The following is a 24,303-nucleotide window of genomic DNA, read 5'->3' as shown; positions in this document are numbered from 1 at the left end:
CTTGGGAGGGATAATCGTGGATGTATTGATTTCGGTCGTCTTGCCGCTTGGCTTGGCGTTTATCATGTTTACCTTGGGTGTCGGGCTGACACCTGCGGATTTCGCCCGTGTCGGGCAACGGCCGCTCGCGTTTTTCATCGGGGCGCTGAACCAAAGCATCCTGCTGCCGCTCGTGACCTTTATCTGCGTGCTGGCCTTTGGCATCCGCGCGGAAATGGCCGTGGGCTTCATGATCTTGGCGGCCTGCCCCGGTGGGGTGACCAGCAATGTGATCTCGAAGCTGGCGAAAGGTGATGTGGCGCTGTCCGTGTCGCTGACGGCGGTGATCAGCCTTGCCAGTGTTGTGACCGTGCCGCTGATTTTGGGCCTGTCGATGGGATATTTCATGGGCGATGCCGCGCCCGAGATCGACATCACCAAAACCGCTGTCACCATGTTTGCCCTGACGGTGGTGCCGGTCACGCTTGGCTTGGGCGCGCGGGCGATAGCCCCTGCCGCGATGACCCGGGCCGAGCCTAAGCTGAGCGCGGTGGCGACGATCCTGTTTGCGGTGATCGTGCTGGCGGCGCTGGCGGCGAATTGGGCGCTGTTTGTGGAAAATATCGTGGTGATCGGGCCCGCGCTGCTGGTCTTGCTGGCCGCGCTGACCACCATCGGCTTTGTCGTGCCGCGGCTGCTTGGCCGGTCGGTGACCGAGGCCAAGACCATCTCGGTCGAGACGGGGGTGCAAAACAGCACCCTGGGGATCGCCGTCGCCGCGATCATTGTCGGCGGCGAGGGCGGGTTCACCGCCTATGCGCTGCCGTCGGCTGTTTACGGTATCCTGATGTATCTGATCATCCTGCCCGTCGTTTTGAAATACCGCCGCATCGGCACAGCGTAAGGAGCTTTGCATGAACACCTCTGACGTTATTATCGTGGGCGGCGGTCTGGCCGGACTGGTCGCCGCAGCCGAACTGGCTGATCGTGGTAAACAGGTCACCCTCATCGATCAGGAACCCGAAGCCTTTCTGGGCGGGCAGGCCTTCTGGTCCCTTGGCGGGCTGATGCTGATCGACAGCCCCGAACAGCGCCGGATGGGCATCAAGGACAGCCGTGAACTTGCGCTGCAAGACTGGATGGGATCGGCGCAGTTCGACCGGCCCGAAGACGCATGGCCGCGCAAATGGGCCGAGGCCTATGTTGATTTCGCCGCAGGCCCGATGCGCAGCTGGCTGTACGATATGGGAATGCGGTGGTTTCCCGTCGTGGGATGGGCCGAACGCGGCGGCAGCTTTGGGTCGGGTCACGGCAATTCGGTGCCGCGCTTCCACCTGACCTGGGGTGTTGGGCCCGGAACAATGGAACCATTCGAACGCCGCGTGCGGGAACACGAACAGGCCGGTCGCATCACGCTGAAATTCCGCCATCGCTGTTCGCATATCATCATGGAAAACGGTGCCGCGGTCGGTGTCTCGGGCGAGGTGCTGGCGACGGACGGGGCATCGCGCGGGCAAAAGACCAACCGTGATATCGTGGGCGATTTCGAACTGCGCGCGCCCTCTGTCGTTGTTACCTCTGGCGGGATCGGCGGAGATTTCGAGCTGGTGCGCAAGTCATGGCCGACGGCACGTCTTGGGCCCGCCCCGAAAGAGATGATCGCCGGCGTGCCCGCCCACGTCGATGGCCGCATGATCGCCATCAGCGAGGCGGCGGGCGGCCAGCTGATCAACAATGACCGCATGTGGCACTATACCGAGGGCGTGAAGAACTGGGATCCGATCTGGCCCAACCACGGTATCCGTATCCTGCCCGGCCCGTCGTCGATGTGGTTCGATGCAAAGGGCAACCGCTTTCCCGCGCCGTCGCTGCCGGGGTTCGATAGTCTGGGGTCTTTGAAGATGATCCTTGATACGGGCTTTGATTATTCGTGGTTCATCACGACGCAGAAGATCGTGAAAAAGGAATTTGCCCTGTCGGGGTCAGAGCAGAACCCCGATTTCGCCGACAAAAGCTGGGTCAAAGTCTTGCAGCAGCGTATCCTGAACAAGGCCGCGACCCCCGCCGTCGAGGCCTTCAAGGAGCATGGCGAGAATTTTGTCGTCGCCCAAACATTGCCCGAGCTCATCGCCAAGATGAATGGGATGGAGGGGAATGATCTGTTGTCGCTTGACAAGGTCGAAGCCGAGATCAGGGCTCGCGACAGTCAGGTCGATAACAACTTCACCAAAGACGCGCAGATCATGGCGATCCATGCGGCGCGGAACTATCGCGGCGACAAGCTGCAACGCACGGCGAAACTGCACAAGATCCTCGACCCTGAAAACGGCCCGTTGATCGGGGTCAAGCTGAACATCATCACGCGCAAAACTCTGGGCGGGTTGCAGACCAATCTTGACAGCCAGATGCTGGATGCCTCTGGCACGCCGATCCCGGGGCTGTTCGCGGCGGGCGAGGTCGCCGGTTTTGGCGGCGGTGGGTATCACGGGTATAACGCGCTTGAGGGAACGTTTCTGGGCGGCTGCATCTTTTCGGGGCGGCAGGCGGGGCGGGCGGATACGATCGCCTGACCCGCAGGCGCTAATCCGACAGGTATTGCGCCAGATAATGCTCAAGCACTTTGGTCAGCTCTTGCGAATAGGGGCGAGAGCTGCGCCGATCCGCCTGCGCCGCGACCAGATCTTCCATCGCAAGGGAGATCTGGATCGTGGTTTTGGCCACCACCACGGGATCGCCGCCCTGAAACCCGTCGGCACCGCTTTCCCATCTGTTGCATAGAAAGCGGACCAGATCATCGTGGTCGTCATCCTCGATCGCAAGCGGCCCGCGTTTCGTCGCGAAATGCAGCAGGAGGGGGCGGTAGTAGGGATGTCGCGCCAGATAGCTGCGCTGCACATCCAGCACGGCACGCAACCGGTCCCGCCATGTCGTATGGGCGTGCACATCATCAAGGCTGGCAAAAAGCTTGGCGCGTAATTCATTGGCGGTCTGCGAATAGAGCTCAAGCAGCACGTCATCAAGCGTGGGAAAATACCGATAGATAGAGCTGACAGGCACCTCGGCACGGGTCGCGATGGCGGTGGTGGTGAGGTCTTGCAACCGGTTCTCGGCCAGCAGCGCCGCCGTGGCGTTCAGGATGACATGCACGCGGGTCACCGCACGCGACTGGCGCGGCGTTTCACGGGTCCGCAGGGGGCCAAAGATGATCGGGACCATGGGTTTCCCTTTCTGCGCAGCGATGCCGGTTTCGGCAGTCCCTTAACGATAGGGGCGCAGAACCCCAAGCGTAAAGAGAGACGCTGCATCAAGCGACTGCCACGGTCTGATCAATCAATCATATTTTACGATCATTTGGATAATTATAATCCGTTGGATTGATGTATCGGAATGGCCGATAGTGCACGGGACACGACGATACTTAGGCACGCTATGACTGATACGACCCTCTCTGACCTCGTTCACGCTGATAAAACCACGCCATCGATCTGGCCGGGTCTGGCGCTTGCCGCCATGATCGCCGCGCTGGCCTTTGCACTGCGGTATCTGCCGGGGGTGGGGATGCTGAGCCCGTTGATCCTCGCGATCCTTCTGGGGATGGCGCTGCGCAACACCCTTGGCACACCCGAGGTGGCGAAGGCAGGGCTTGCGATCAGCATGCGACAGATATTGCGGGCGGGGATTATCCTGATGGGGTTGCAGCTGACACTGGGGCAGGTTGCGGCTGTCGGCTGGGTGGGGGTCGCGGTGATCGCGCTGTCGCTGGTGCTGACCTTCGGGTTCACCACATGGCTGGGCCGCGTGCTGGGGGTGGATGCCAAGCTGACGCAGTTGATCGCGGCGGGCACGTCGATCTGCGGGGCCTCTGCCGTGATCGCAACCAATACCGTCACCCGTGGCCGCGACGAGGACGTCGCCTATGCGGTGGCCTGCGTGACGATTTTTGGCTCGCTCTCCATGATCCTGCTGCCCTTGGCCGAAAACTGGTTGACCCTTGGCCCGCGTGGCTTTGGCCTTTGGACCGGTGCGTCGATCCACGAGGTCGCCCAGGTCGTCGCCGCCGCCTTCCAGCGCGGAGAGGAGGCCGGCCAGTTCGGCACGATTGCCAAGCTCACGCGGGTGATGATGCTTGCCCCGATGATCCTGTGTCTGGGGGCCTTTGCCGCGCGCCGGCATCAGGGGCAAAGCGGTGGCGGCAAGGCCCCGATCCCGTGGTTTGTTTTCGGGTTCATCGCGATGGTCGGCGTGGCCTCGACCGGATGGGTACCGCAGGCGGTGCTGGACCCCGCGACCGCTGTGACGCAATTCCTGCTGGCGATGGCGCTTGCGGCGATGGGGCTTGAGACTGATCTGCGCAAACTTGCCGCGGCGGGGGGGCGTCCGGCCTTGCTGGGGGCGGCGGCTTGGGTCTTTATCATGGGGGTCAGCCTTGCGCTGATCATCCTGACGGGGGCCGCCTGATGACACTGGACCAGTTGCGCATTTTCGTTGCCGTGGCAGAGCGTGAACATATGACTCGCGCCGCCGAAGCATTGAACCAGACCCAAAGTGCGACCAGCGCTGCCATCGCCGCGCTGGAAGAGCGTCATAACCTGCGCCTTTTTGATCGTATCGGGCGGCGGATTGTGCTGACCGATGCGGGGCGCGATTTTCTGGGCGAAGCCCGCGCCGTTCTGGCCCGCGCCGCCATCGCCAGCCAGCGGCTGGATGATCTGGCGGGGGTGAAACGCGGCAGGCTGCGGCTTGCGGCAAGCCAGACGGTCGCGAACTACTGGTTGCCCGCGGTGATCGCGCGGTTCCGCGAGGCGCACCCCGAGATCGCGCTGACGGTGCGGATCGGTAACAGCGACGACGCCGCTCGCGCGGTCGAAGCATTGCAAGCTGACATCGGCATTATCGAGGGGGACTGCCAGCTCACCACACTCCGCGCTAAGGCGGTGGCGGGGGATACGCTGCGGCTGGTGTTTCCAAGCGGTGCCGAGGGGGGCGATCTTTCGCCCGAACGCTTGCGGCACACTCCTTGGATCCTGCGTGAAGCAGGCTCAGGCACGCGCGACAGTTTTCTGCAGTGGCTCGGGCGGCAGGGTTTGGGGCTGGAGGAACTGGAAAGCACGCTAGAGCTTCCGTCAAACGAGGCGGTGTGCAGCGCGGTCGAAGCGGGCATCGGTGCCGCGCTGCTGTCCGATCTGGTGGTCCGCCGGTCGATCGAGGCGGGGCGGATGGTCGACGTGCCCATCGACACCCCGCAACGGCGGTTTCACATCCTGACCCATGCCGAACGCCAGCCAAGCGCGCTTGAGGCCCGGTTCATCCACCACGCCGAGACAAGCTTTTAGGCTCCGCTGCTAGATAAGCTTCTGTCGCGCATCAGGGACAGTGGCAGGTGCCATTTTGGCAGCCTGAATCATCGCGGTCTTGCACCGCCACGCGGGCAGGCGGATGACGGCGCGGCTGTGATCCGCTTCTGCGTGGACCTCAAAATCGCCGCCGTGCATCTCGACCAGCTTGCGGGTCAGGGGCAGCCCCAGACCCAGGCCGCCCTTGGTCGCACGGTGGTCCAGCGACCCGCCCACGACAAAGGGTTTGTAAAGTTCGGCCAGTTCGACATGTTCGTCGAAGCTGCCGTTGTCCCGCACCGAAATCTCGATATTCCCGTCCATGTCCTGAAACGTCTCTAGCGTGATGTCGGTCCCGCCGTGCATCACCGCATTCAATACCAAGGCTGTGACGGCAAGCTCGATCTGTTCGGCGTCCACATGCAGCGTATCCAGCATCACAGTATCACGAAGCGTGACCGTTTTGGCCGCCACATCCGTGGTGGGGAACTGCAACCCTGCAACCGCGCTCAGGATCGCGGCAAGGTCGCAGTTTTGTTCGTTCAACCGCAGCTCGCCGGTGCTGGCGTTACTATAGGACAGGATCGTTTCAATCAGTTTCGTCAGGTGATCCACCGACCGACGGGCCGAATGGATCAGCGTGGGGTTAGTACCGGTGCTTGCTGTCGCCTCTAACAGCTTGAGACTGCCGAAAAGCACGGTCAGCGGCGTGCGCAACTCGTGCCCGACCAAGGTCAGGAAGGTTGATTGCGCGGTTTTATCCTGCTGCACTTCGGGGGCTTCGGGTTGGCTCCGCTCTAGTGCGGCAACGACGATACGACCCAGATCGGTGAGCAGGGCAATCTGCTTTTCCGAAGGGTATTCATGGGGCTTCAGGTCCAGCGCACACAGGCTTCCAAAGCGGTGACCGGAGGACAGGATGAGCGGCACACCCGCGTAATAGCGCGCCTCCGGCCCGCCCTTGGCGACCATCGGGTGCCGTTCAAAGCGGGCGTCCTTGCTGAGGTCGGGCACGATCATCGGCGCGTCGGACATAATGGTGTGCGCACAAAAACCGGTGTCCTTGGGCATCGGGTCCAGATGCATGCCTACAACGGATTTATACCACTGGCTGTCCTCTTCGACCACGCTGATATGCGCAATCGGGCAGTCGAGCAGGGTGCGCGCCGCCTCGCATATCGTGTCAAACAGCGCTTCGTTTTGTGCGGTCAGTCCCGGAATGTCAAAAACGGCGCGCAGGCGGGCTTCTTCGTTAAAGGGGATCGGATAGGTTCTCATGCGGGGCTCCTTGGCTTTGGGTCAACTTGGTTAACAAATTGGGCATTCCTGCGGTCGCTTCGTGTCAGGACGGGGGGATAAGTAAGGTATGTTGACGTCACGGAAGTCGCGGCAGGCCGCCCACACATATGGTGGTTTTCAATCGCGACGTTCCCTCCTATCGTTGCATCAACACGCAGGGCGAAGGGGGCGGAACGATGACATCCCACGGGCATGATCACGACGGCGATCATTCACATCTGACAGAAACCGAGGCGCGGGTGAGGGCGCTGGAAAGCCTGTTGAGCGCCAAGGGCTATATCGACAGCGCGGCGGTGGACCGTATCATCCAGACCTACGAGACCAAGATCGGCCCGCGCAACGGCGCGCATGTGGTGGCGAAATCATGGGTAGAGCCGGAATTCGAGGCATGGCTGCGACGCGATTCCTCTGCGGCGATCCATTCGCTTGGGTATCATTCCCGTCAGGGCGAGCATATCGAAGCGGTGTTCAACTCGGACGAGGTGCACCATCTGGTCGTCTGCACGCTGTGCTCTTGCTACCCGTGGTCGGTGCTGGGACTGCCGCCGACGTGGTATAAATCGCCTCCCTTCCGGTCGCGGGCGGTGATTGATCCGCGTGGGGTACTGGCGGAGTTCGGCGTGACCCTTGACCCGGCAACGCGGGTCGAGGTGCATGATTCAACCGCCGAGATCCGCTATCTTGTGATCCCGCAGCGCCCTGCGGGAACCGAAGGCTATGCGATGGAACAGTTGGCCGATCTGGTGACCCGCAATGCGATGATCGGGACAGGGCTGGCGCGCGCGCCGCAGGTGGCATCATGAACGGCGGCGCGGACCTTGGCGGGATGATGGGCTTTGGCCCCGTGGTGCAAGAAGAGGACGAACCGCTGTTTCACGCCCCCTGGGAGGCCCGCGCACTTGGGATCGTGGTGGCGCTTGGGGCCTGCGGGCAGTGGAATATCGATGCTGCGCGATCCGCGCGCGAAGATATGCATCCGGGCGATTATACCCGCACGCCCTATTACGCGATCTGGCTGAAAGCGGCCAAGCGGTTGATGGTGGAAAAGGGGATGCTCACCGAGGCAGAGATCGCGCAATCGGTGCCGCTGACACCCGCCGCGCCGATCAAACGCAAGCTTGCTGCCGAAGATGTCGACGCCATGTTGGCGGCCGGTGGTCCGGCGGATCGGCCCGCGACAGGGACCCCGGCCTTTGCCGTCGGGGATCAGATCAGAACGATCAACAACCATCCCACCACCCACACCCGCATGGCACGCTATGCCCGCGACAAGATCGGGACGATCACCAAGGTGCATGGGTTTCACGTCTTTCCCGATAGCAATGCGCAAGGGCAGGGCGAGGATCCGCAATGGCTGTATCAGGTGGCCTTTTCGGCGCGCACGCTTTGGGGCGATCAGGGGCGCGCGGATGACAGCGTGACCCTTGATCTGTGGGAACCCTATCTGAGGGCCGTATCATGACCCTGCCCGATCTTTCGCTTTTGCCCGATATTACGCTGTCGGATGATGAACCGGTGTTTGACGCGCCGTGGCAGGCGCAGGCCTTTGCGATGGCGGTGTCCCTGCATCAATCGGGGGCCTTCACATGGGCCGAATGGGCACAAGCGCTGACCGCAGAGGTGCATTCAGGGACAGAGCGTGACTACTACCAGCACTGGCTGACCGCGCTGGAAAAGATCGTGGCGCAGAAGCAGCTGACAACGGCGGGCGAGCTGGCGGCGTGCAAAGACGCATGGCACGAAGCCGCGGCACGGACGCCTCACGGGCAGGCTATCACTCTGTGATGGGCTCCGGCGCGGAAATCTCCGCGCCGGAGGCGATGTCTTAGCGGCCGACCCAATCGGGCAGGAACATCACAATATCGGGCACGGCGATCAACGCCGCCACGATCAGCAGATCAACGATGACGAACCAGAACACACCCTTGAAGATCGTGGACAGCGACGCGGTATTGCCGACCACGCCTTTGATCACAAAGACGTTCATCCCCATGGGCGGCGTGATCATCCCGATCTCGAGCAGCTTGACCAGCACCACGCCGAACCACAGCAGGCTATAGCCCGTCTCTTCGACGATGGGCAGAACGATGGGTAGGGTCAGCAGCATCGCACCGACGGGCTCCAGCATCATGCCAAGCGCGAGATAGACGCAAACGATGCCGATCATGATCAACAGCGGCGCGGCACCAAAGCCCAGGATCGCATCGGACAGCGCGTCCCCGATCCCCGACAGCGCCAGAAAGCGTGTCAGCAGGCTGGCCCCCACGGCGATGATCAGCAAAGCGGCGGTGGTGGTCAGTGTTTCGGTGATCGCCATGCGCAATGCCTTGAACGTCAGCGTGCGGTACAGCAGGGCGACAATGGTCGACAGCATGGCCCCGATGGCACCCGCTTCGGTCGGGGTGAACGCCCCGCCAAACAGACCCGCAAACACACCGATCACGATCAGCAGCACCGGCCATGTCTGACCCAATGCCTTGATCTTTTCCGCGCGCGTCGCGCTGATCTGGACCGGAGGGGCAAGATCAGGGTTCATCTTCACCCGCACGAGGATCAGCACGATATAGGCGACCAGCGTGATCACCCCGACCACCAGACCACCCAGGAAGAGCGCGCTGACCGACTGCCGCGAGATGATGCCGTAGAGGATCATCAGGATCGATGGCGGGATCAGGGCACCAATGGTCCCCGCCGCGGCAACGGTGCCCGTCGCCAGTTCGGGGCTGTACCGGTGACGCACCATTTCAGGCACCGCGATTTTACCCATCGCCGCAGAGCAGGCGACCGACGATCCGGTCACAGCGGCAAAACCCGCGCAGCCAAAGACAGACGCAATCGCCAGGCCGCCCGGCAGGCTCGACAGCCAGATTTGCGCGGCATTGAACAGCCCCTGCGTCAGCCTTGTATGATAACAGATGAACCCCATGAACAGGAAGGCGGGGATAGAGCTCAGCACCCATGAATTGGCAAAGCTATAGGGCACGATCCCGAGGCTCCCCCAGGCGATGTTCCAGTTGAACATGGACCAAAGCCCGCCAAAGGACACGGCGATCAGCGAGATGCCAATCGGGATACGCATCAGGATCATCGCCAGCAGGATCGCGATAAAGATGCCTGCGATTTGTAACTCGGTCATTGTGCATCTCCGCCGGCTAGATAGGGGTCTTCAACCTGCAAGGCGTTCAACCCGTGGGGGCGGCCGGTAAGGTGACAGATGAATTTCCACGCGGCGACGATCGACATCAGGCCAAAGCCTAAGGGCAGCGCCAGATAGGTGGGCCATGTGGTCACCTTCCCGCCTGCCTCGATCGAATAGGAGCCGCCGATAAATTTCGCCAAAGCCTCGTCTCCGGTGCGGATCGCGACGGTGGCGGTCACGATGCAGGTCAGCAGCAAGGCCAGCCCCGCGAGAAAGCTTTGTACTTTGGTGGGAAACCTTTCGACCAGCAGTTCAACCGCGATGTGGCTGTCGTTTTGCTCCACCGCGGCGAGAGGCAGAAAGGCGATCGCGACCATATAAAAGGCCGAGACGTAAAGAATAGTAGAGTTCAGCGGCGTATCGAACGCAAAGCGCATGACCACGTCGATGGTGACATGGGCAACCAGCATCAGAACAATGATACCAGCCAGCGAAGCGGTCAACGTGATCACCGCAGAGATCACTGACGCGATAAGTTTCATCGGAGTATCCGTTTGCAAAAGGGGCCGTCGGGGGGCCACGCACATCGGCGCGGCACCCCGTTGTGATCAGCGGATGGGCGGCTTACTGCGCGTAAGTCGCTGGGTCCACTTTGGAAATCACCTGATCCCAGATCACTTGGTTCAACGCGTCAGCGCTGTCCACGTCGACCACCAGATCGTTCCACTTTGCCAACAGGGGCTCGAAATCGGCGGCGATTTCATCGGCCCGCGCAACGTCATAAGTGTCTTTGAATAGGGCCGAAACGGTCTTGAGGTCCTGACGGCTGAATTCCTTGACCGCTGCCAGCAGCTCTGCGTCGGGCTCGTGGATGTTGATCCCGGCCCCGCGCGCATGTTCGATCGCCGCGGCATCGTCAGTGTAGAAGTTCCATGTGGTATGCGCCGTCATCTGGCTGCCACCCCACAGCAGGGCTTCGCGCGATGCGTCGTCCATGCCCTTCCAGCGGTCCGCATTCACGTTCGCCGAGGAAACGCCCGCAAAGACACCGCCCGGTACGGCCAGCGTGATGTCGGTGACGACCTCGTGCAGGTTATAGTTTGTCAGTTCGGGCGCGGACAGCATGGCGCAATCGATGATGCCTTGATCCAGCGCTTCATAGGCTTCGGAAACGGGCAGACGTACGCCTTGGGCGCCGAAAGCTTCGGCGAAACGCACGAAACCGGCACCACCGGCACGCAGACGCAGACCGTTCAGATCTTCGACGGAGGTGACTTTGACGTCCTTGCACAGCAGGTTGTACAGCGGGGTCACGCCGCCGCCGGTATAGACCTGATTTTGTGCGCTATATTCTTCCAGACACTCGGGGCACTTGGTGAAGGTGTATTCGACCATCGCGCCGGTGAAGGCCAGCGGCTCTTTACCTGTGGGTTTTTCAACAAGGTTCACCAGCAGGTTCATCTCGTGCAGGAAGAGGTTGGTGGAATATTCCGCAGGATAGTAGGGCGGCAGCACAAAGCCGACATCCGCCAGACCGTCGCGCACACCGGGCGAGGTTTCAGGCAGGCTCAGCAGCGACATCGCGAAACCGGTTACGTCGACTTCACCATCAGAGCGTTCGGCCACGGCTTCGGCGTAGGCGTCAACGGCCAGACCGATGGCAGAGTTATTCGGATAGCCATAGGCAAAGTTCAGACGCTCTTTCGCGCTGGCCTGACCGGCGATGGCAACAGCAGCGACCAATGCGGTGACTGCGACGGATGATTTATAAGTCATGTATGTCCTCCCAAACATATATTTCGGGTCACGCAACCGTGCAAAACGCGTGGTTGCTCCCTTGATTTTCGGTACTCGGTACAGCGTCCATTCCCACGGTCTGATGTGTTGAGCCTGTGATTTCCCGGCCCAACATTCCGAGTAGTATGTTACTCTCGTAACAGGGCGCGCAGGTGTCAATAGCTGTCGGTGATGTAAGTGCGCTAACGGATAATTACGGGGGGTCCGGTGACGCAACGGCTTGTCACAACCGTTTTTTTCGGCTCAGTATTCACGCCACACGGGCAAAACCCCCCGTTCTTTACTGCGCACCCGCTGTCAAAGGCTGAACCGAATGGACGAACACATCGATGACGACACGCTGACGGACGCCACCGAGGGGGCCGCGCCCAAGCACGACAGCCGCCGCGAGATCATCGAAGCGGCGGCGCAGTGCTTTATGCTCAAGGGTCTCGACAAGGCGACGATGGACGATATCGCCGATGTTCTGGGCGCGACCAAAGGGCGGGTGTACCACCATTTCCGGTCCAAGAACGCGATCTATTTCGCGGTGTACCGACAGGCGATGCAATATTGTTTTGACGCAGTTACCCCGCTGATATCATTGGATACTTCCAACATCAGCAAGCTCGAATTGATGGCCCATGCCCATGCGCGGGTGATGATGGATACGCTGCCCTATCAGCGCAGTATCCGCTTGGGCGTAGAGGTCTATTTGCGCGGCTCCACCACCGAAGCTGAGCGCGCTGTGCTGCGCGAGCTGATTACCCTGCGCAACGACTATGAAAATCTCTACCGCGAGGTGCTGCGCGCGGGTGTGGCGCAGGGGGAGTTGGACGTGCCGAACATCGAAATCGCCAGCCGTGCGTTGATGGGGGCATTGAACGGGCTGGTTGACTGGTACCGTATCCGTCCCGATCAATCCGAGGCGGAGCGTGACGCGCTGGCCCGTGCTTTGGCGCATGCCGTGGTGCATGGCACCACGGCATAATCCGTTTTCCTAGGCCGGTTTGGCCGCCGCATCCGCGCGGCGCTCTTTCGCGAGATAGGTGTGATATAGCGCCGGCACGCCGATCAGCGTCAGAACAGAGGCAAAGCCCAAACCGCCCATAATCGTCACCGCCATCGCGGCAAAGAACGAATCGGCCAGCAGCGGCACCATCCCGAGGATCGTCGTGACCGCCGCCAGAACCACAGGGCGCAAACGGCTGACACTGGCGGTGACAATGGCGTCATGCTGGTTCAGGCCGTTTTCTTTCTGCACGTCGATCTCTTCGACCAGAACAATGGCGTTCTTGATCAACATCCCCGATAGCGACAGCAGCCCCAGCAGCGCGGTAAAGCTGAACGCCAACCCCGAGAACAACAGCCCCAGTGCCGCCCCGTTGATCGCCATGGGCACGATGGTCCAGATCACCGCGGTCTGGCGCAGTTTGCCGAACAGCAGAATGGTGATCAGCAACATGGTCCCGAAGCTCAGCGGCATCTGCTTGCCAAGCGAGGCCTGCGCGTCGCCCGCGTTCTCGAACTCTCCGCCCCATTCAAGGGTATAGCCGACCGGCAGCTCGATCTCTTCGATCAGCGGGCGGATCTGCGGGAAGACGGTGGGCGGGGTGACGCCTTCGATGACGTTGGCCTGTACCGTGATCGTCTGCACGCGGTTGCGCCGTTCGATCACCGCGTTTTCGGCGGTGACCTTGAACCCGTCGATCACCTGGCTCAGCGGCAGGTAGTCCCCAAGCGCGGCGGAATAGACGATCTGGTCGGGCAGCTGCCCGTTGCTCGCGGATTCCGCACGTGGCACCCGCACGATGATATCGATCAGCCGGTCCCGTTCGCGGTAGGTGCCCGCGGTGATCCCATTGGTCGACAGGGCAATCGCATCCGCCACATCGCTGCGCCCGATGCCCACGGCCTGCGCACGGTCCTCGGCATAGACAGGGCGGGTCACAAGCACTTTCTCGCGCCAATCGACATGTTCGGTATGCAGCAGCGGGGTTGCGTCACGCAGGATATCCTCTGCCTGATCGGCCAGATCGCGCAGCACTTCGGGGTCAGGCCCTGAAAAACGCGCCTCGATATCCGACCCGCCACCGGGGCCGAAAATGATCCGCTTGGTCTGCACCTCTGCCCAAGGCAGCGCGTTGATCGCGAACTGGTCAAGCTCGGCGCGTAGGGCGGGGATCGCGTCAGCCGAGGTGGCGCGCACCACCAGCTGCCCGATCGAAGGGTCGCTGTCTCCGGGCGTGTAGGTCAGAACATAGCGCGTCAGACCGGCACCGATGGTCGTCGTCACAGTGTCCACGTCGTCGCGCGCGAGCAGCCAATCCTCAATCACCGCAAGATCGCGGGAGGTCGACTGGATAGAGCTACCTTGCTCCGCCTTATATTCAAAGTAGAACAACGGCGTGTTGGACGCAGGGAAGAACTGCTGTTTGACCTGACCAAAGATCATCACACAGGCCACCGTGGTGCCGATCAGGCCGGCAAACACCAGCCAGCGGAACCGCAGCACCAGCCGGACAAGATTGCCATAGCTGCGGAAAATCGGGCCGTTATACCCGCTGTCGTCATCTGCCAGCCCGCCGATCTTCAGCATATAATGCCCCAGCAAAGGCGTCACAGTCACCGCAACGATCCACGACATCAAAAGCGAAATCCCGATCACCGCAAAAAGCGAGAACATGAATTCGCCCGTGGCGTCAGGCGACAGGCCGATCCCGGCAAAAGCCATGATCCCGATGACCGTGGCACCCAGCAGGGGGATCTGCGTATTCTGCGCCGCTGTATCCGCAGCGGCGACCGAGGGCCGCCCCTTGCGCATTTCCTGCTGCATACCCTCGGCGATGACGATGGCGTTATCCACCAGCATCCCCATCGCGATGATCAAGGCCCCAAGGCTGATCCGTTCAACTTTGACGCCGAACAGATACATGAAGAAGAACGTGGCCAGCACGGTCAGCAAAAGCGATACGCCCACAACAACCGAGGCGCGGACCCCCATGAACAGCGCGAGCACCCCGATCACCACGCCCACGGACATGGCAAGAGACAAAAGGAAGCTGTTGTTGGCTTCGTCCACGACGCGGTGTTGTTCGTAGATCGGCGTGATCTCGACCCCGACGGGAAGGAAAGTTTGCAAGGTCTCAAGCTGCGCTTCGACGCGTTTGCCGACCTCGACGATATTTTCCGATTCCAGTCCCGAAACGCCAAGGGTGAAGACCTCTTGCCCGTCTTGACGCAAAAGATGGTCGGGGGCGTCCACACGGCCCCGCGACACGGTTGCCACGTCCAGCAGGTTCAGCACCTCGCCCTGAAAGCCGAAGGTCAACGCGCTGATTTCATTGACACTATCATCGCCCGAAGGACCGTCGATCCGCAGGTTGGTATCGCCAGTTTCGACAAAGCCGGTGGGGTTGATCGCTGTGGATTCACTGATCGCGCCGATGATCACGCTGGGATCGATGCCAAGCTGTGACATCTTTTGCGACGCTGGTTCGACAAAAATCGCCTCTTCCGGCAGCCCGTCGATATCGACATTAGCAACACCGTCGACCGTCAGCAGGTCACGCCGGATAAAGGTCGCGATCTCCCAGATCTCGGAATCCGAAAAGCCGGGGGCGGAGACGGCATATAGGATACCGAAAACATCGCCGAAGTCGTCGTTCACCTGTGACGGATAGGCCCCCGAGGGCAGTGAGCTTGCCGCGTCAGACACACGATCCCGCAGATCATCCCAGACCTGTGGCAGCTCGGTCCCGTCGTATTCATCCTGCATCTCGACTTCGATGACCGACAGACCGTGGGTGTTGCGCGAGGTGACGGTCTTGACCTCGTCCATCTGCTGGATTTCAGCCTCTAGCACCTCAGAGATTTCGGTCGCCACCTCTGCCGCGCTGGCACCGGGGTAGGCGGTGGCGACGATGGCGGATTTCAAGGTAAAGCTCGGGTCTTCCAGCTTGCCGACCGACAGGTAGCCAAACACACCCCCAAACAGGGCAAAGAGGATGAAAATCCACGTATAAAGCGGATTTTCAATGGAGAAACGTGCGATTTTCATAGTTTACTCGATGCTCAACCCGTTGAAGGGGCGCACGGTGTCGCCCTCGCGCAGCAGCTGTGTGCCAGCGCCGACAACCAGGGTGCCCGGCTCAAGCCCCGTGGCGATGATATCTGTGCCGGTATTCGAGGACACGTCGACGTTGACCCAGCTGACCTGACCCTGTTCGCCGGTCTCGTCAGGGGTATAGACCATGACCCGCGCCTGATCGTCCGCCATGACCACGGCAGAAGGGGGCAGGGTCGTTGCAGTGTCGTCACCAGCCGCGATCCGCGCGGTGACGCTCATCGATGCGCCGGGGATCAGTTTGGGCGTGACCCGATCAGAGGGGAGCGCCAGCGTCACGCGGTAGCTTTGCCCGATGCTTTGCGTTTCGGCGTTGAATTCGCGCAATTCAAGCGGCACACCACCGGCAAATAGCGGGGACGTGCCGGTAAATTCGACGTCAGCCGCATTTGAATACATCTGGAACATCTGTTCGGGAACGTCGATCTCGACGCGTACTTCCGACATGTCATGCAGTCGCACAATGGCCTGACCCGGAGAGACATTGGCATAATTCGGTGTCAGACGCGAGGCGACCAAGGCGCGAAACGGGGCGATCAGCGTCGCGTGGTCCAGCGCCTCGCGGGCCTCGCTCAACGCGATCCGCGCCAGATCGCGGGCGGTTTCCGTATCCTGCGCCTGTGCCGTGGACACCGCGTTGCTTTTGGCCAGCGTTTGCGAACGTTCGAAATCCCGTTCGGCTTGGGTCAACTGCACCTCGGCACGTTGTACCGCGCGTTCAAACGGCACCGGGTCCAGCGCCGCGATCTGCACGCCTTCTTGCAGGAACTGCCCTTCTTGGGCGTCGAACATCACCATGCGGCCGCCGACCTCGAACGACAGGTCCACTGTTTCCAGCGCTGCGATCTTGCCGAAAAAGACCCGCTGCACCTGCGACGCGGCGCCGCCCGCCTCTATCAATTTGACCGACCTGATCGGCGCGGGCGTGCCCGAGGGGGTCAGGTCATCTGCGTCCTGTGCAACAAGAGGCGTCGCAAGGGTGGCGCATAAAAGAACGGAAATCAGCTGCTTCATATCAAAGGCCTTTCGAGTACTGGGCGGTACTTACGCGCAGTGACGTACAGTTCAACCCCCCTTGGTACCGTTCAGCACTTTTATTTCACCCATACACGTCCTAGTTCTGCAATATGAATGAAAACGCATCAAAATCGCGAATACTGTCGACAGCGCGCGCCCTGTTCTTCGTCAAAGGCTTTGAAAAAGTCACGACGGACCTTTTGGCGCGCGAGGCTTCTGTGTCCAAGGCGACGATCTATCGCCATTTCGACAATATGTCGGAGATCCTGCAAAATGTGCTCGAGGCCGAGGCAGAGGTTTTTCGCGCCGAGGTGCTGGGAGATATCTCGGACCATCCCGATTTGCGCACCGCGCTGATGTCGTTCGGGCGGAAATTCCTGAGCTTTCTAGGGGAGCAGGACTCGGTCGAATTTACCTGTCTGATCCACGAGGTCGCCCGCGATTACCCGCAGATCGGGCGCACCTTCTATACCGCCGCCTTCGAGGCGGTGTGCGCCGCCGTTTGCGGTCTGCTGGTGCAAGGACAGGAAAGCGGCGACCTGCGCGACGATTTCGACCCGCGTGATGTCGCCGAAGACCTTATTTCATTGCTCAAGGGCTTTGGCATGGTCCGTGCGCAACTGGGGCTCACGACGCGCCCCTACAAGGATATCGACCAGCATGTCGCCCGTGCGGTCGATACCATTCTGGTCGCTTACCGCGCGTCAGACGGGGTCGGGTCGGCGTAATTCGCCACATGCATGATCGCGGCCTGCGTATTGTCGCCGCTGATGTTCAGCTTGGGGCCCAAGGGCAGCGCGCTCATCCCCAGACGGTTCATCCAGCGTTGGAACACGGCGGGTACGATCCCGATCACATGGGTCGCCCCTTGTTCGGTCGCGGCACGCGCCATGCCCCGGATCAGCTTGGTCTGGATCGCCAGCCGCCGGTGCGCGGGCTCGTTTCTTGACAAAAACAGCCGCGTGGCTTCCCACACATGGGGCATCACTGGCGCGTCTTCGTAAAGTACATATTCAGGGATATCCGGCAACATCCCGCGCTGCGCGTCTTTCAGCATATAGGTATAACAGCCGCATTGCGCCGTGGTGGGCAGCAACCGCACGCCCGCCAGCACCCGGCCGTATTCGTGGATCACGACAGACCGGCTTTGGGGGGTGTCGTACTGGTCAAACTCCATCCCTTCGGTATGGGGCAGATCCCATTCCTTTTGGTCGATAAAAACTGATTTGCGTGCTTTCAGAAAATCTGAATAGAGTTGGCCATACCGATACTGGTTGCCGATATGCACCACTGTCTCTTCCAGTCGTGTCGCGTATGAAGGGACATCACTTTCAACGGGTCGTGTCTGAAGAGCGGCCTGAACCGAAGGCTCCAACTGGATCGTCTCTGCACGCTGGTGCGATTTTGCGTTCTGGATACCCATTGTTCTCTGCCTAAAGCTCCGCTCAAGTAACGAAAAAGTTAACAAAATGCATACAGCCACGGTTCTGCCATGATCGCAACAAATTTTCCACCAATAGTTGAGGTGTATCGTAGTGAAATATCAGCAGATTCGTTTGGCGCTCAATTCCGCGCCAGGCTGACGGAGGAAGCGCAACATGGAAGCAATTGACAATGTTAATTTGCCTCAGGCCCGCCCGGTTCTAAGCCGGCTGCGGGATTATGCGCTTGTGGGCAGCCGGGCGTTTGGCCAGCGGGCGATCATCTATACCGCAGCTATTGCTTTGGCAGGCTATTACTATGAACTGAGGGTCGCGCTGTTTTTCTTTTTCGCGATCGCCTTATGCGAAATCTATGACATCGTCGTGCTGCGCTACATCCTGCGCAACACCCGGTCCAAGACCCTCAAGATCCGCAAATCGCTGTTCCATATCTACATGACCACGGCGCTCAGTGCGACGACGATTGCGATGTTCTGCATCTCGATCGCGATCCAGCAGGGCGTTGGAAACAGCCACTTTCTGCCGCTTTTCCTGTTGATTTCCGCCTCTATCTTCGCGGCGATGAACAACCACCAGTTTCTGTATGTGCTGGGGTTTCGGCTGGCGATCTACATCGGGGCGATCCTCTATATCCCGATCCGTGATGTCGTCGTGGCGCGCCCCTCGCTGGACTCTGAAATCTGGCTGAACCTCTTCACCGCGCTGTTTGTGCTGGGCTTCGTGTTCGAACTCGCCCGGACCTTCATCAAAGGGTATTCCGCGCTGATGAAGAACCGCCTCGCGCTGCAGATTGAAAACAAGAACGCCCTCGCCGCAAGCGAGGCCAAGACCCGTTTCCTGTCCACCGTCAGCCACGAATTGCGCACACCGCTCACGTCGATCCGCGGTGCGCTTGACCTGATCAACGCAGGGTCAGCGGGAGAGGTGCCGGACAAAATGTCGCGGCTGCTCGATATCGCGACGCGCAACTCGAACCGTCTGGGGGATCTCGTCGGGGATTTGCTGCTTTTGCAATCAGCGGATGTGGGGAAGTTCTCGCTTGATCTGGGCAACGTGGATCTGGCCGAGGTCGTGAACACGGCCGCCCATTCGTTCCAGCCCTATGCCAGCCGCTTTGGCGTCGCGGTAGAGATCAACGTTGCCGCAGACCAGCCCATCGTGCGCGGCGACAAGAAACGGCTCGATCAGGTGATCGTGAACCTGCTTTCCAATGCCGCCAAATTCTCGGAGGCGGGGGGCACCATCCGTGTGGGCCTCAAACGCGAGGACGAGAACCTCGTGATTTCGGTCGCGGATCAGGGCATCGGGATTCCCGAAGGCAGCGAAAGCGTCATCTTCGAGGAATTTGGCCAGATCGATTCAAGCGATCAGCGCAAGTTCCAGGGCACGGGTCTTGGCTTGTCGATCTCGAAACGTATCGTCGATGCCCACGGCGGCAGCATCGCCTATGAAAGCAAGCTCGGCGTGGGCACCACCTTCTGTGTTGTGCTCAAGGCAGCGGATGCGGCCAAGGCGGTTAAGCCCGAAAGCTATTCCACCGCTGCCTGATCTACCGGCACGGCCCGCAACATCAGCGGGCCATCGGGCCGCATGGTAAAGGTCAGGTTCGGGGGCGCGACAGGGTGGTCCGTGAGTTCAAAAGACGCCCGCCGCAGCGCCGAGGCAAGCAGCACCATAATCTCTGTCTCGGCATATTGCGCCCCGATGCAGATGCGCGGCCCGTCCCCAAAAGGAATATACTGTCCGCGCGGGTACTTACGGTCCAGAAACCGGTCGTGCTGGTACAGCGCGGCGTTGTCCCACAGCAGCTCGTTTCGGTGCAGCGCATAGACCGGGAACATGATCACGTCGCCCTTCTTGAACGTCACATCCTTGATCGTCACCTCATCCGTCGCATCACGGGCGAACAAGGCACCTGCGGGGTACATCCGCAGGGTTTCGCGCACATGCGCGTGCAGCTTGGGCATCTTGGGCAGATCGTGAAAGCCGATGGGCCCGTCACCGCAGGCCTCCATCACCTCGGCGCGCAGATCGGTCTGTACCTCGGGGTGCATCGCAAGAAGATACAGCCCCCAAGCGATTGTATTGGCCGATGTCTCATAGCCCGCCGCGACAAAGGTCAGCAGGTTATCGACCGTCGTTTCGACATCTTCCTTATCCGTCTCAAGCGCCTCGATCAGCAGGTCAAGAAAATCGACCGCCTCTGCATGGCGCTGTGCGCGGCGGTTGGCGATCACGTCATGGGTCAACTGCCGCAGATCACGGATCGCTTTCTTGCTGCGCAGCCATTTCAGACGGGGCACCCACTTCGGCAGACCCATCAGATCGAACAGGGACATATAGCTGATATAGTCGGTGAAACGTCGCATCCCCTGACGGACATCCTGCTTGGACACGGCCTCGTTCCCCGAGAACATCACCCGCGAGATATTGGTGAGCGTCGCCTCTTGCGCTGCATCCGATACATCGACCTCGCCCGCCGTGCGCGCAAAGAAATCCGCCAGCTCGTCGCCGGTCTGGGCAAAGTGTCGGGTCAGCACGGGCAGGTTGCGCGCGGCAAAAAGCGGGGCATAGCGATGCCGTTGCGCGCGCCATTTCTCGCCTTCCGACAGGATCATGCCGTTGCCGACAACGGGGCCGATGACGTTATGTGTAAACTCCGCCTTGGGAAAGCGACGCCCGACACCGGCCAGCAGTTCGGTCACCATATCAGGGTCACAGACATAATGGATCTTGGCCGGCCCTTTCAGATAGCTTTGCGTGCGCGTCGCATCGGGGATCACCGAAAAAATGTTCTTCCCCGCTTTTTTGGCAAAGTCGATCAACCCGACATCGGCCTTGGCCAGATCCGCCTCGACAGGGATCGGGTGCGCCGGTGTCGCCCCATCGGGCGCAGGCATATTCTGTGTATTCATTGTCGTCTCCTTGCCGGCCCACGGGTGGCGTTTATCACACCGGTGTTTCTAGCAGGGAAACAATGATTAATTCTATCTAAAGTTACGCGCCAACGCGAAACGTCAGGTCGCAGAGGTCTTGATGCTGTGGTTGCGTAAATGTGCGGCAGCGTCGGCACGGGTCATTTTGCCTTGGGCCAGTTCCACCATCATATCGGCGTGTTCCTGATCCACAGCGGCTTGCAGCTCGTATCCGTTCTGGTCCAGAAAATCGCTGGCGACAAAGAAGGCCGTGCGCTTGTTTCCGTCGACAAAAGCGTGGTTGCGGGCGATGGCTTCGGCATAGCAGGCGGCCAGTTCAAAAAGCGACGTTTCGCCAAAGGCATATAGGTTCATCGGGCGGGCCAGCGCGGATTCCAGTAAGTCACCATCGCGCAACCCGCGCGCGCCGCCCGCCAGCTCCAGAACGCAATCATGCATGTATTCAACAAGTTCGCGGGTAACCCAGCGGGGCTCCGTCATCGTTTGGCGAGTTCCAGGATGGTGCTGCGATGCCGTTCAAGCCCGCGCGCCACGCGGTCTTTATCCTGCGCGGTCACCCCTTCGGTCAGGGCGGTCAGGCGACGGTATTCATCTGCTGACAACAGCACCAGACGGTCACGTTGATGGCTGGTGATGATGACAGGCTCGCTCATCGCCGCATCGCTGAATGCGCCGATGTTGTTCTTGAATTCGGTGGCGGTGACACGTGTCATGGGGCTCTCCTGTAGCGTCACCGCACAATATAGGCAAAATGGACATTTTGTCCATATGGGCCGTGGTCACAGCTTTGGCTGGACCGTTAAGGCAAGACCAGCTCTTCCCCGTTCTGCCAGCTTTGCGCCAGCGCCTTTGCCTCACCTTTTTGCTGGGGTGCCAACTGCTGGCCCATTTGCATCAGCCGTTCTTCGGGCGCGTCCAGCTCGCCGTCGCGGTCATAGGCCATCGCGGTATCCTGCAACGCCCATGCGGTCACGGGATCCGGTGTGACGCTGATCCCTTCGGCATAGAAATGCGCGAGCTTGGCAAGGGATCGGGGCTCTCCGCGTTCGGCGGCGGCACGGTACCAGCGCGCGGCCTCTGCCGGATCGGCGGGGCGGCCCTGACCGTTTTCATACAGCAATCCTACGTTCAGATAGGCAACGGGTTCGCCATATTCCGCAGCTTGCTGATACCAGACCATCGCCTCGTCAAAGTCCTGCTGCACACCGCGTCCTAGCGCATAGTGCTTACCCATGTTGACCTGCGCAGCGGGGACGCCATTGCGCGCTGCCTCATAGTACCAGCCGACGGCTTTCTCGTCATCTTGCGAGGTGCCAAGCCCCTCGGCATAGAGGTTGCCCAGATTGATCTGCGCGGGGGCATAGCCCTGTTCTGCCGCGAGCCGATACCATTCAAGGGCTTGGCCGTGGTCCTGCTTTACCCCGACGCCGTGGTTGGCCATCCACCCCAGCGAATATTGCGCATCAGCCAGACCCTGTTCCGCCGAGGCTCGCAAAAGCTGCTGTGCTTCTTCGGGGGCTGCCTCGCCGCCGCGACCTTCCAGCAACAGGATACCCAAGCGGTACTGGCCCATGGCATTGCCTTGCTCTGCCGCTTTGCGATACCAGGCGCGGGCCTCTGCATCGCTTTGCGCTGTGCCTTCGCCCAGTTCATGCATGTTGCCCAGACTGAACTGCGCCTTGTCAAACCCTTGGGCCGCAGCGCGGGTGAAATAGTCGAACGCGGTTTTCGCATCGGGGTCGACGCCTTGCCCAAAGCGGTAGGACACGCCCAGAGAGTTCAACCCGCAGGGGTTGTTCTGCTCGGCAGACTTCTTGGCCCATGCGACGGAATCATCAAAGCTTTGCGGCACACCATCACCGCCGCGGTAGTATAGGCGGCCAACCTGACATTGCGCCTCGGCGTCGCCCTGTTCGGCCAGCGGCAGCAGCAGCTCCAGCGCGTGGGTATAATCGCCTTGCTCGAACGCGGCCATGCCGTCCTGCACGGTCTGGGCCTGCGCGGCCACGGGCATCACCGCGGCCAGTACGGTACGGCCAAACCAGCTTCGTTTTGTTTTATCTGCCATCGATAGGGTCCTTCTTGTCGGGTGGGCAGCCTGCTGCCTTTTCGCGCTCTCGTAACGCGTTTCCCCTATCGATGCACGCCGCCACCCCGCCAAATCTCGGCGGAAAATTGCGTGTTTCTGCTGTGGCTTAGGCCGGGGTGCCCTGACCGGCAAAGACCCGCGCGCGGCCGCGGGGGTGATCGGCAAAAAGGATACCCATGGGTAACTTTAGGCAGGTGCCGCAGCGGCCCGACGCGACGCGCGCTGCGAGACGAAGGCGCAGACCAGAAGCTGCGAGATATGGTAGATCATCAGCGGCAAAACAATGGCCCCGACCAGATCGGGCGCAAAAAGCGCCGTGGCAATGGGCAACCCGCTGGCAAGGCTTTTGGTGGACCCGCAGTAGAACAGCACCGCGCGATCCGCGTCGGGCATCCCCGTCGCCTTGCCAAGGGCGATCATCGACCACATGCCCACGGCCAGAAACAGCCAGACCACGGCGAAAAGCAGCATCAGCGTGGTGACGGGAATAGCGGACCAAAGGCCCGAGACTGTCCCCGCGCTGAAGGCAGAGTAGATGATCAGCATGATCGACCCGCGGTCCACGATCATGGTCAGCAGCTTGTGGCGTTGCACAAACCCGCCCACCAGCGGACGCATCACCTGCCCGACGATGAAAGGCAGCAAGATCTGCACGCCGATTTTGCCGATGGCATCCAGACTGACGCCGCCGTCGCCCTGATGCAGCAGCAAGGTCACCAGCACCGGCGTCAGAATGACCCCGATGAGGTTAGAAACGGACGCCGCGCAGATCGCCGCAGGCACATTGCCGCCCGCAATCGAGGTGAAGGCGATAGAGGATTGCACGGTCGAGGGCAGTACCGACAAAAACAGCAGCCCCATGGTCACCGTCGCCCCGAGGATCGGGCTGCACAGCGTCGCCAGCAGCAGGCCAATCAGCGGAAACAGCACATAGGTCGCGCCAAAGGTCATCCCTTGCAGGCGCCAATTTGTGATGCCAGCCTTGACCGCACTTGGATCCAGCTTGGCCCCATAAAGAAAGAACAGCAACGAGACGGCCCAGAAGGTCACCCCGCGCAGGCCTTCGGCGGCGATACCTGTGGCAGGCAGCACAATGCCCGCGATCACGGTGGCCAGCAGCAAGATCATATAGGCGTCGATGCCGATGCGTTTGATATAGTTCATGGG

General features: G+C 60.7%; 23 protein-coding genes. 10 read left to right on the top strand and 13 right to left on the bottom strand.

The features are described 5' to 3' along the window. The first annotated feature begins 16 nt into the window (after positions 1-16). Both ACNQ62_RS00670 and ACNQ62_RS00665 read left to right on the top strand, forming a co-directional pair. Positions 17-883, top strand: a complete 867-nt coding sequence (locus ACNQ62_RS00670) for a bile acid:sodium symporter family protein (RefSeq protein WP_168592940.1) — start codon at positions 17-19, stop codon at positions 881-883. A 10-nt stretch (positions 884-893) separates the two neighbouring features. Then, positions 894-2,549: an FAD-binding dehydrogenase gene (locus tag ACNQ62_RS00665; RefSeq protein ID WP_418093941.1), complete on the top strand. Its 1,656-nt coding sequence runs from the start codon at positions 894-896 to the stop codon at positions 2,547-2,549. Positions 2,550-2,559: 10 nt separating this feature from the next. Here ACNQ62_RS00665 and ACNQ62_RS00660 read toward each other — a convergent pair whose 3' ends face one another. Then, a complete protein-coding gene (locus ACNQ62_RS00660; protein ID WP_005848717.1) occupies positions 2,560-3,195 on the bottom strand; it encodes a TetR/AcrR family transcriptional regulator in 636 nt (211 codons plus the stop codon). A gap of 213 nt (positions 3,196-3,408) precedes the next feature. Between ACNQ62_RS00660 and ACNQ62_RS00655 the strand changes: the two genes are divergently transcribed. Further along, positions 3,409-4,437: a YeiH family protein gene (locus ACNQ62_RS00655; protein ID WP_418093940.1), complete on the top strand. Its 1,029-nt coding sequence runs from the start codon at positions 3,409-3,411 to the stop codon at positions 4,435-4,437. After that, positions 4,437-5,312: a LysR substrate-binding domain-containing protein gene (locus ACNQ62_RS00650; protein ID WP_418093939.1), complete on the top strand. Its 876-nt coding sequence runs from the start codon at positions 4,437-4,439 to the stop codon at positions 5,310-5,312. Before ACNQ62_RS00655 ends, ACNQ62_RS00650 begins: the two co-directional genes overlap by 1 nt. Positions 5,313-5,321: 9 nt before the next feature. On the opposite strand, the gene ACNQ62_RS00645 is transcribed toward ACNQ62_RS00650, so the two are convergent. Next, complete coding sequence (locus ACNQ62_RS00645) at positions 5,322-6,590, bottom strand: histidine kinase dimerization/phospho-acceptor domain-containing protein (RefSeq protein ID WP_340245275.1); 1,269 nt, start codon at positions 6,588-6,590, stop codon at positions 5,322-5,324. A gap of 197 nt (positions 6,591-6,787) precedes the next feature. Here ACNQ62_RS00645 and nthA point away from each other — a divergent pair, with 197 nt between their 5' ends. Genes nthA through ACNQ62_RS00630 form a run of 3 tightly spaced genes read left to right on the top strand, consistent with a single transcriptional unit; the run spans position 6,788 to position 8,396 of the window. Beyond that, positions 6,788-7,414 (top strand): nitrile hydratase subunit alpha, encoded by a 627-nt coding sequence (gene nthA / locus ACNQ62_RS00640; protein ID WP_132998046.1) that lies wholly within the window; start codon positions 6,788-6,790, stop codon positions 7,412-7,414. Further along, positions 7,411-8,073 carry a nitrile hydratase subunit beta gene (nthB, locus tag ACNQ62_RS00635; protein ID WP_418093938.1) on the top strand — a complete coding sequence of 221 codons (663 nt, stop codon included), beginning with the start codon at positions 7,411-7,413 and terminating at the stop codon, positions 8,071-8,073. Before nthA ends, nthB begins: the two co-directional genes overlap by 4 nt. After that, positions 8,070-8,396 carry a nitrile hydratase accessory protein gene (locus tag ACNQ62_RS00630; protein ID WP_114865443.1) on the top strand — a complete coding sequence of 109 codons (327 nt, stop codon included), beginning with the start codon at positions 8,070-8,072 and terminating at the stop codon, positions 8,394-8,396. The genes nthB and ACNQ62_RS00630 overlap by 4 nt, the downstream gene beginning before the upstream one ends. A 40-nt stretch (positions 8,397-8,436) precedes the next feature. Here ACNQ62_RS00630 and ACNQ62_RS00625 read toward each other — a convergent pair whose 3' ends face one another. The 3 genes from ACNQ62_RS00625 to ACNQ62_RS00615 form a co-directional block, all read right to left on the bottom strand. Then, a complete protein-coding gene (locus ACNQ62_RS00625; RefSeq protein ID WP_005848709.1) occupies positions 8,437-9,747 on the bottom strand; it encodes a TRAP transporter large permease in 1,311 nt (436 codons plus the stop codon). Continuing rightward, positions 9,744-10,292: a TRAP transporter small permease gene (locus tag ACNQ62_RS00620; RefSeq protein WP_009824216.1), complete on the bottom strand. Its 549-nt coding sequence runs from the start codon at positions 10,290-10,292 to the stop codon at positions 9,744-9,746. Before ACNQ62_RS00620 ends, ACNQ62_RS00625 begins: the two co-directional genes overlap by 4 nt. Before the next feature lie 82 nt (positions 10,293-10,374). After that, on the bottom strand, positions 10,375-11,526 hold the full coding sequence (locus tag ACNQ62_RS00615) for a C4-dicarboxylate TRAP transporter substrate-binding protein (protein WP_005848706.1): 1,152 nt from the start codon (positions 11,524-11,526) through the stop codon (positions 10,375-10,377). A gap of 334 nt (positions 11,527-11,860) precedes the next feature. Here ACNQ62_RS00615 and ACNQ62_RS00610 point away from each other — a divergent pair, with 334 nt between their 5' ends. After that, positions 11,861-12,517, top strand: a complete 657-nt coding sequence (locus tag ACNQ62_RS00610; RefSeq protein ID WP_418093937.1) for a TetR/AcrR family transcriptional regulator — start codon at positions 11,861-11,863, stop codon at positions 12,515-12,517. A gap of 9 nt (positions 12,518-12,526) precedes the next feature. Here ACNQ62_RS00610 and ACNQ62_RS00605 read toward each other — a convergent pair whose 3' ends face one another. Beyond that, positions 12,527-15,586 carry an efflux RND transporter permease subunit gene (locus ACNQ62_RS00605; protein WP_340248828.1) on the bottom strand — a complete coding sequence of 1,020 codons (3,060 nt, stop codon included), beginning with the start codon at positions 15,584-15,586 and terminating at the stop codon, positions 12,527-12,529. A 3-nt stretch (positions 15,587-15,589) separates the two neighbouring features. Continuing rightward, entirely contained in the window at positions 15,590-16,666 is a 1,077-nt protein-coding gene (locus tag ACNQ62_RS00600) for an efflux RND transporter periplasmic adaptor subunit (protein ID WP_168593273.1), read from the bottom strand. Positions 16,667-16,779: 113 nt separating this feature from the next. On the opposite strand from ACNQ62_RS00600, the gene ACNQ62_RS00595 reads away from it, so the two are divergent. Further along, the gene (locus ACNQ62_RS00595; protein ID WP_064215700.1) at positions 16,780-17,397 is read left to right on the top strand and encodes a TetR/AcrR family transcriptional regulator; all 618 of its coding nucleotides are present in this window, start codon (positions 16,780-16,782) and stop codon (positions 17,395-17,397) included. Here ACNQ62_RS00595 and ACNQ62_RS00590 read toward each other — a convergent pair. Further along, a complete protein-coding gene (locus ACNQ62_RS00590) occupies positions 17,364-18,092 on the bottom strand; it encodes an acyl-homoserine-lactone synthase (RefSeq protein ID WP_180829759.1) in 729 nt (242 codons plus the stop codon). The genes ACNQ62_RS00595 and ACNQ62_RS00590 overlap by 34 nt on opposite strands. Before the next feature lie 175 nt (positions 18,093-18,267). Between ACNQ62_RS00590 and ACNQ62_RS00585 the strand changes: the two genes are divergently transcribed. Then, entirely contained in the window at positions 18,268-19,659 is a 1,392-nt protein-coding gene (locus ACNQ62_RS00585) for a sensor histidine kinase (RefSeq protein WP_418093936.1), read from the top strand. Here the strand turns inward: ACNQ62_RS00585 and ACNQ62_RS00580 are convergent. The 5 genes from ACNQ62_RS00580 to ACNQ62_RS00560 form a co-directional block, all read right to left on the bottom strand. Next, complete coding sequence (locus tag ACNQ62_RS00580; RefSeq protein WP_074637087.1) at positions 19,641-21,026, bottom strand: cytochrome P450; 1,386 nt, start codon at positions 21,024-21,026, stop codon at positions 19,641-19,643. The two genes, ACNQ62_RS00585 and ACNQ62_RS00580, sit on opposite strands and share 19 nt — an antisense overlap. A gap of 102 nt (positions 21,027-21,128) precedes the next feature. Next, entirely contained in the window at positions 21,129-21,527 is a 399-nt protein-coding gene (locus ACNQ62_RS00575; protein WP_037941421.1) for a type II toxin-antitoxin system death-on-curing family toxin, read from the bottom strand. Then, positions 21,524-21,760: a type II toxin-antitoxin system Phd/YefM family antitoxin gene (locus tag ACNQ62_RS00570; RefSeq protein ID WP_005848692.1), complete on the bottom strand. Its 237-nt coding sequence runs from the start codon at positions 21,758-21,760 to the stop codon at positions 21,524-21,526. Before ACNQ62_RS00570 ends, ACNQ62_RS00575 begins: the two co-directional genes overlap by 4 nt. An 86-nt stretch (positions 21,761-21,846) precedes the next feature. Further along, positions 21,847-23,115, bottom strand: coding sequence for a tetratricopeptide repeat protein (locus ACNQ62_RS00565; protein ID WP_289089987.1), 1,269 nt, complete (start codon positions 23,113-23,115; stop codon positions 21,847-21,849). A gap of 207 nt (positions 23,116-23,322) precedes the next feature. Beyond that, positions 23,323-24,300, bottom strand: coding sequence for a bile acid:sodium symporter family protein (locus ACNQ62_RS00560; protein ID WP_418093935.1), 978 nt, complete (start codon positions 24,298-24,300; stop codon positions 23,323-23,325). Between the last annotated feature and the right edge of the window lie 3 nt (positions 24,301-24,303).

The sequence above is a fragment of the Sulfitobacter sp. SBS6 genome (genome assembly GCF_048285585.1).
GTDB lineage: Bacteria > Pseudomonadota > Alphaproteobacteria > Rhodobacterales > Rhodobacteraceae > Sulfitobacter > Sulfitobacter pontiacus.
The sequence above is the reverse complement of the archived record's forward strand: the minus strand, read 5'-3'. Positions and strand labels throughout refer to the sequence as shown.

Excerpts from the sequence above, each read along its gene's own strand:
- ACNQ62_RS00605 (WP_340248828.1), bottom strand. The coding sequence starts at position 15,586 with ATGAAAATCGCACGTTTCTCCATTGAAAATCCGCTTTATACGTGGATT.
- nthB (WP_418093938.1), top strand. The coding sequence starts at position 7,411 with ATGAACGGCGGCGCGGACCTTGGCGGGATGATGGGCTTTGGCCCCGTG.
- ACNQ62_RS00580 (WP_074637087.1), bottom strand. The coding sequence starts at position 21,026 with ATGAATACACAGAATATGCCTGCGCCCGATGGGGCGACACCGGCGCAC.
- ACNQ62_RS00625 (WP_005848709.1), bottom strand. The coding sequence starts at position 9,747 with ATGACCGAGTTACAAATCGCAGGCATCTTTATCGCGATCCTGCTGGCG.
- ACNQ62_RS00655 (WP_418093940.1), top strand. The coding sequence starts at position 3,409 with ATGACTGATACGACCCTCTCTGACCTCGTTCACGCTGATAAAACCACG.
- ACNQ62_RS00630 (WP_114865443.1), top strand. The coding sequence starts at position 8,070 with ATGACCCTGCCCGATCTTTCGCTTTTGCCCGATATTACGCTGTCGGAT.
- ACNQ62_RS00600 (WP_168593273.1), bottom strand. The coding sequence starts at position 16,666 with ATGAAGCAGCTGATTTCCGTTCTTTTATGCGCCACCCTTGCGACGCCT.
- ACNQ62_RS00565 (WP_289089987.1), bottom strand. The coding sequence starts at position 23,115 with ATGGCAGATAAAACAAAACGAAGCTGGTTTGGCCGTACCGTACTGGCC.
- ACNQ62_RS00560 (WP_418093935.1), bottom strand. The coding sequence starts at position 24,300 with ATGAACTATATCAAACGCATCGGCATCGACGCCTATATGATCTTGCTG.
- ACNQ62_RS00585 (WP_418093936.1), top strand. The coding sequence starts at position 18,268 with ATGGAAGCAATTGACAATGTTAATTTGCCTCAGGCCCGCCCGGTTCTA.
- ACNQ62_RS00665 (WP_418093941.1), top strand. The coding sequence starts at position 894 with ATGAACACCTCTGACGTTATTATCGTGGGCGGCGGTCTGGCCGGACTG.
- ACNQ62_RS00610 (WP_418093937.1), top strand. The coding sequence starts at position 11,861 with ATGGACGAACACATCGATGACGACACGCTGACGGACGCCACCGAGGGG.
- nthA (WP_132998046.1), top strand. The coding sequence starts at position 6,788 with ATGACATCCCACGGGCATGATCACGACGGCGATCATTCACATCTGACA.
- ACNQ62_RS00570 (WP_005848692.1), bottom strand. The coding sequence starts at position 21,760 with ATGACACGTGTCACCGCCACCGAATTCAAGAACAACATCGGCGCATTC.
- ACNQ62_RS00615 (WP_005848706.1), bottom strand. The coding sequence starts at position 11,526 with ATGACTTATAAATCATCCGTCGCAGTCACCGCATTGGTCGCTGCTGTT.
- ACNQ62_RS00650 (WP_418093939.1), top strand. The coding sequence starts at position 4,437 with ATGACACTGGACCAGTTGCGCATTTTCGTTGCCGTGGCAGAGCGTGAA.
- ACNQ62_RS00590 (WP_180829759.1), bottom strand. The coding sequence starts at position 18,092 with ATGGGTATCCAGAACGCAAAATCGCACCAGCGTGCAGAGACGATCCAG.
- ACNQ62_RS00595 (WP_064215700.1), top strand. The coding sequence starts at position 16,780 with ATGAATGAAAACGCATCAAAATCGCGAATACTGTCGACAGCGCGCGCC.
- ACNQ62_RS00660 (WP_005848717.1), bottom strand. The coding sequence starts at position 3,195 with ATGGTCCCGATCATCTTTGGCCCCCTGCGGACCCGTGAAACGCCGCGC.
- ACNQ62_RS00620 (WP_009824216.1), bottom strand. The coding sequence starts at position 10,292 with ATGAAACTTATCGCGTCAGTGATCTCTGCGGTGATCACGTTGACCGCT.
- ACNQ62_RS00645 (WP_340245275.1), bottom strand. The coding sequence starts at position 6,590 with ATGAGAACCTATCCGATCCCCTTTAACGAAGAAGCCCGCCTGCGCGCC.
- ACNQ62_RS00575 (WP_037941421.1), bottom strand. The coding sequence starts at position 21,527 with ATGACGGAGCCCCGCTGGGTTACCCGCGAACTTGTTGAATACATGCAT.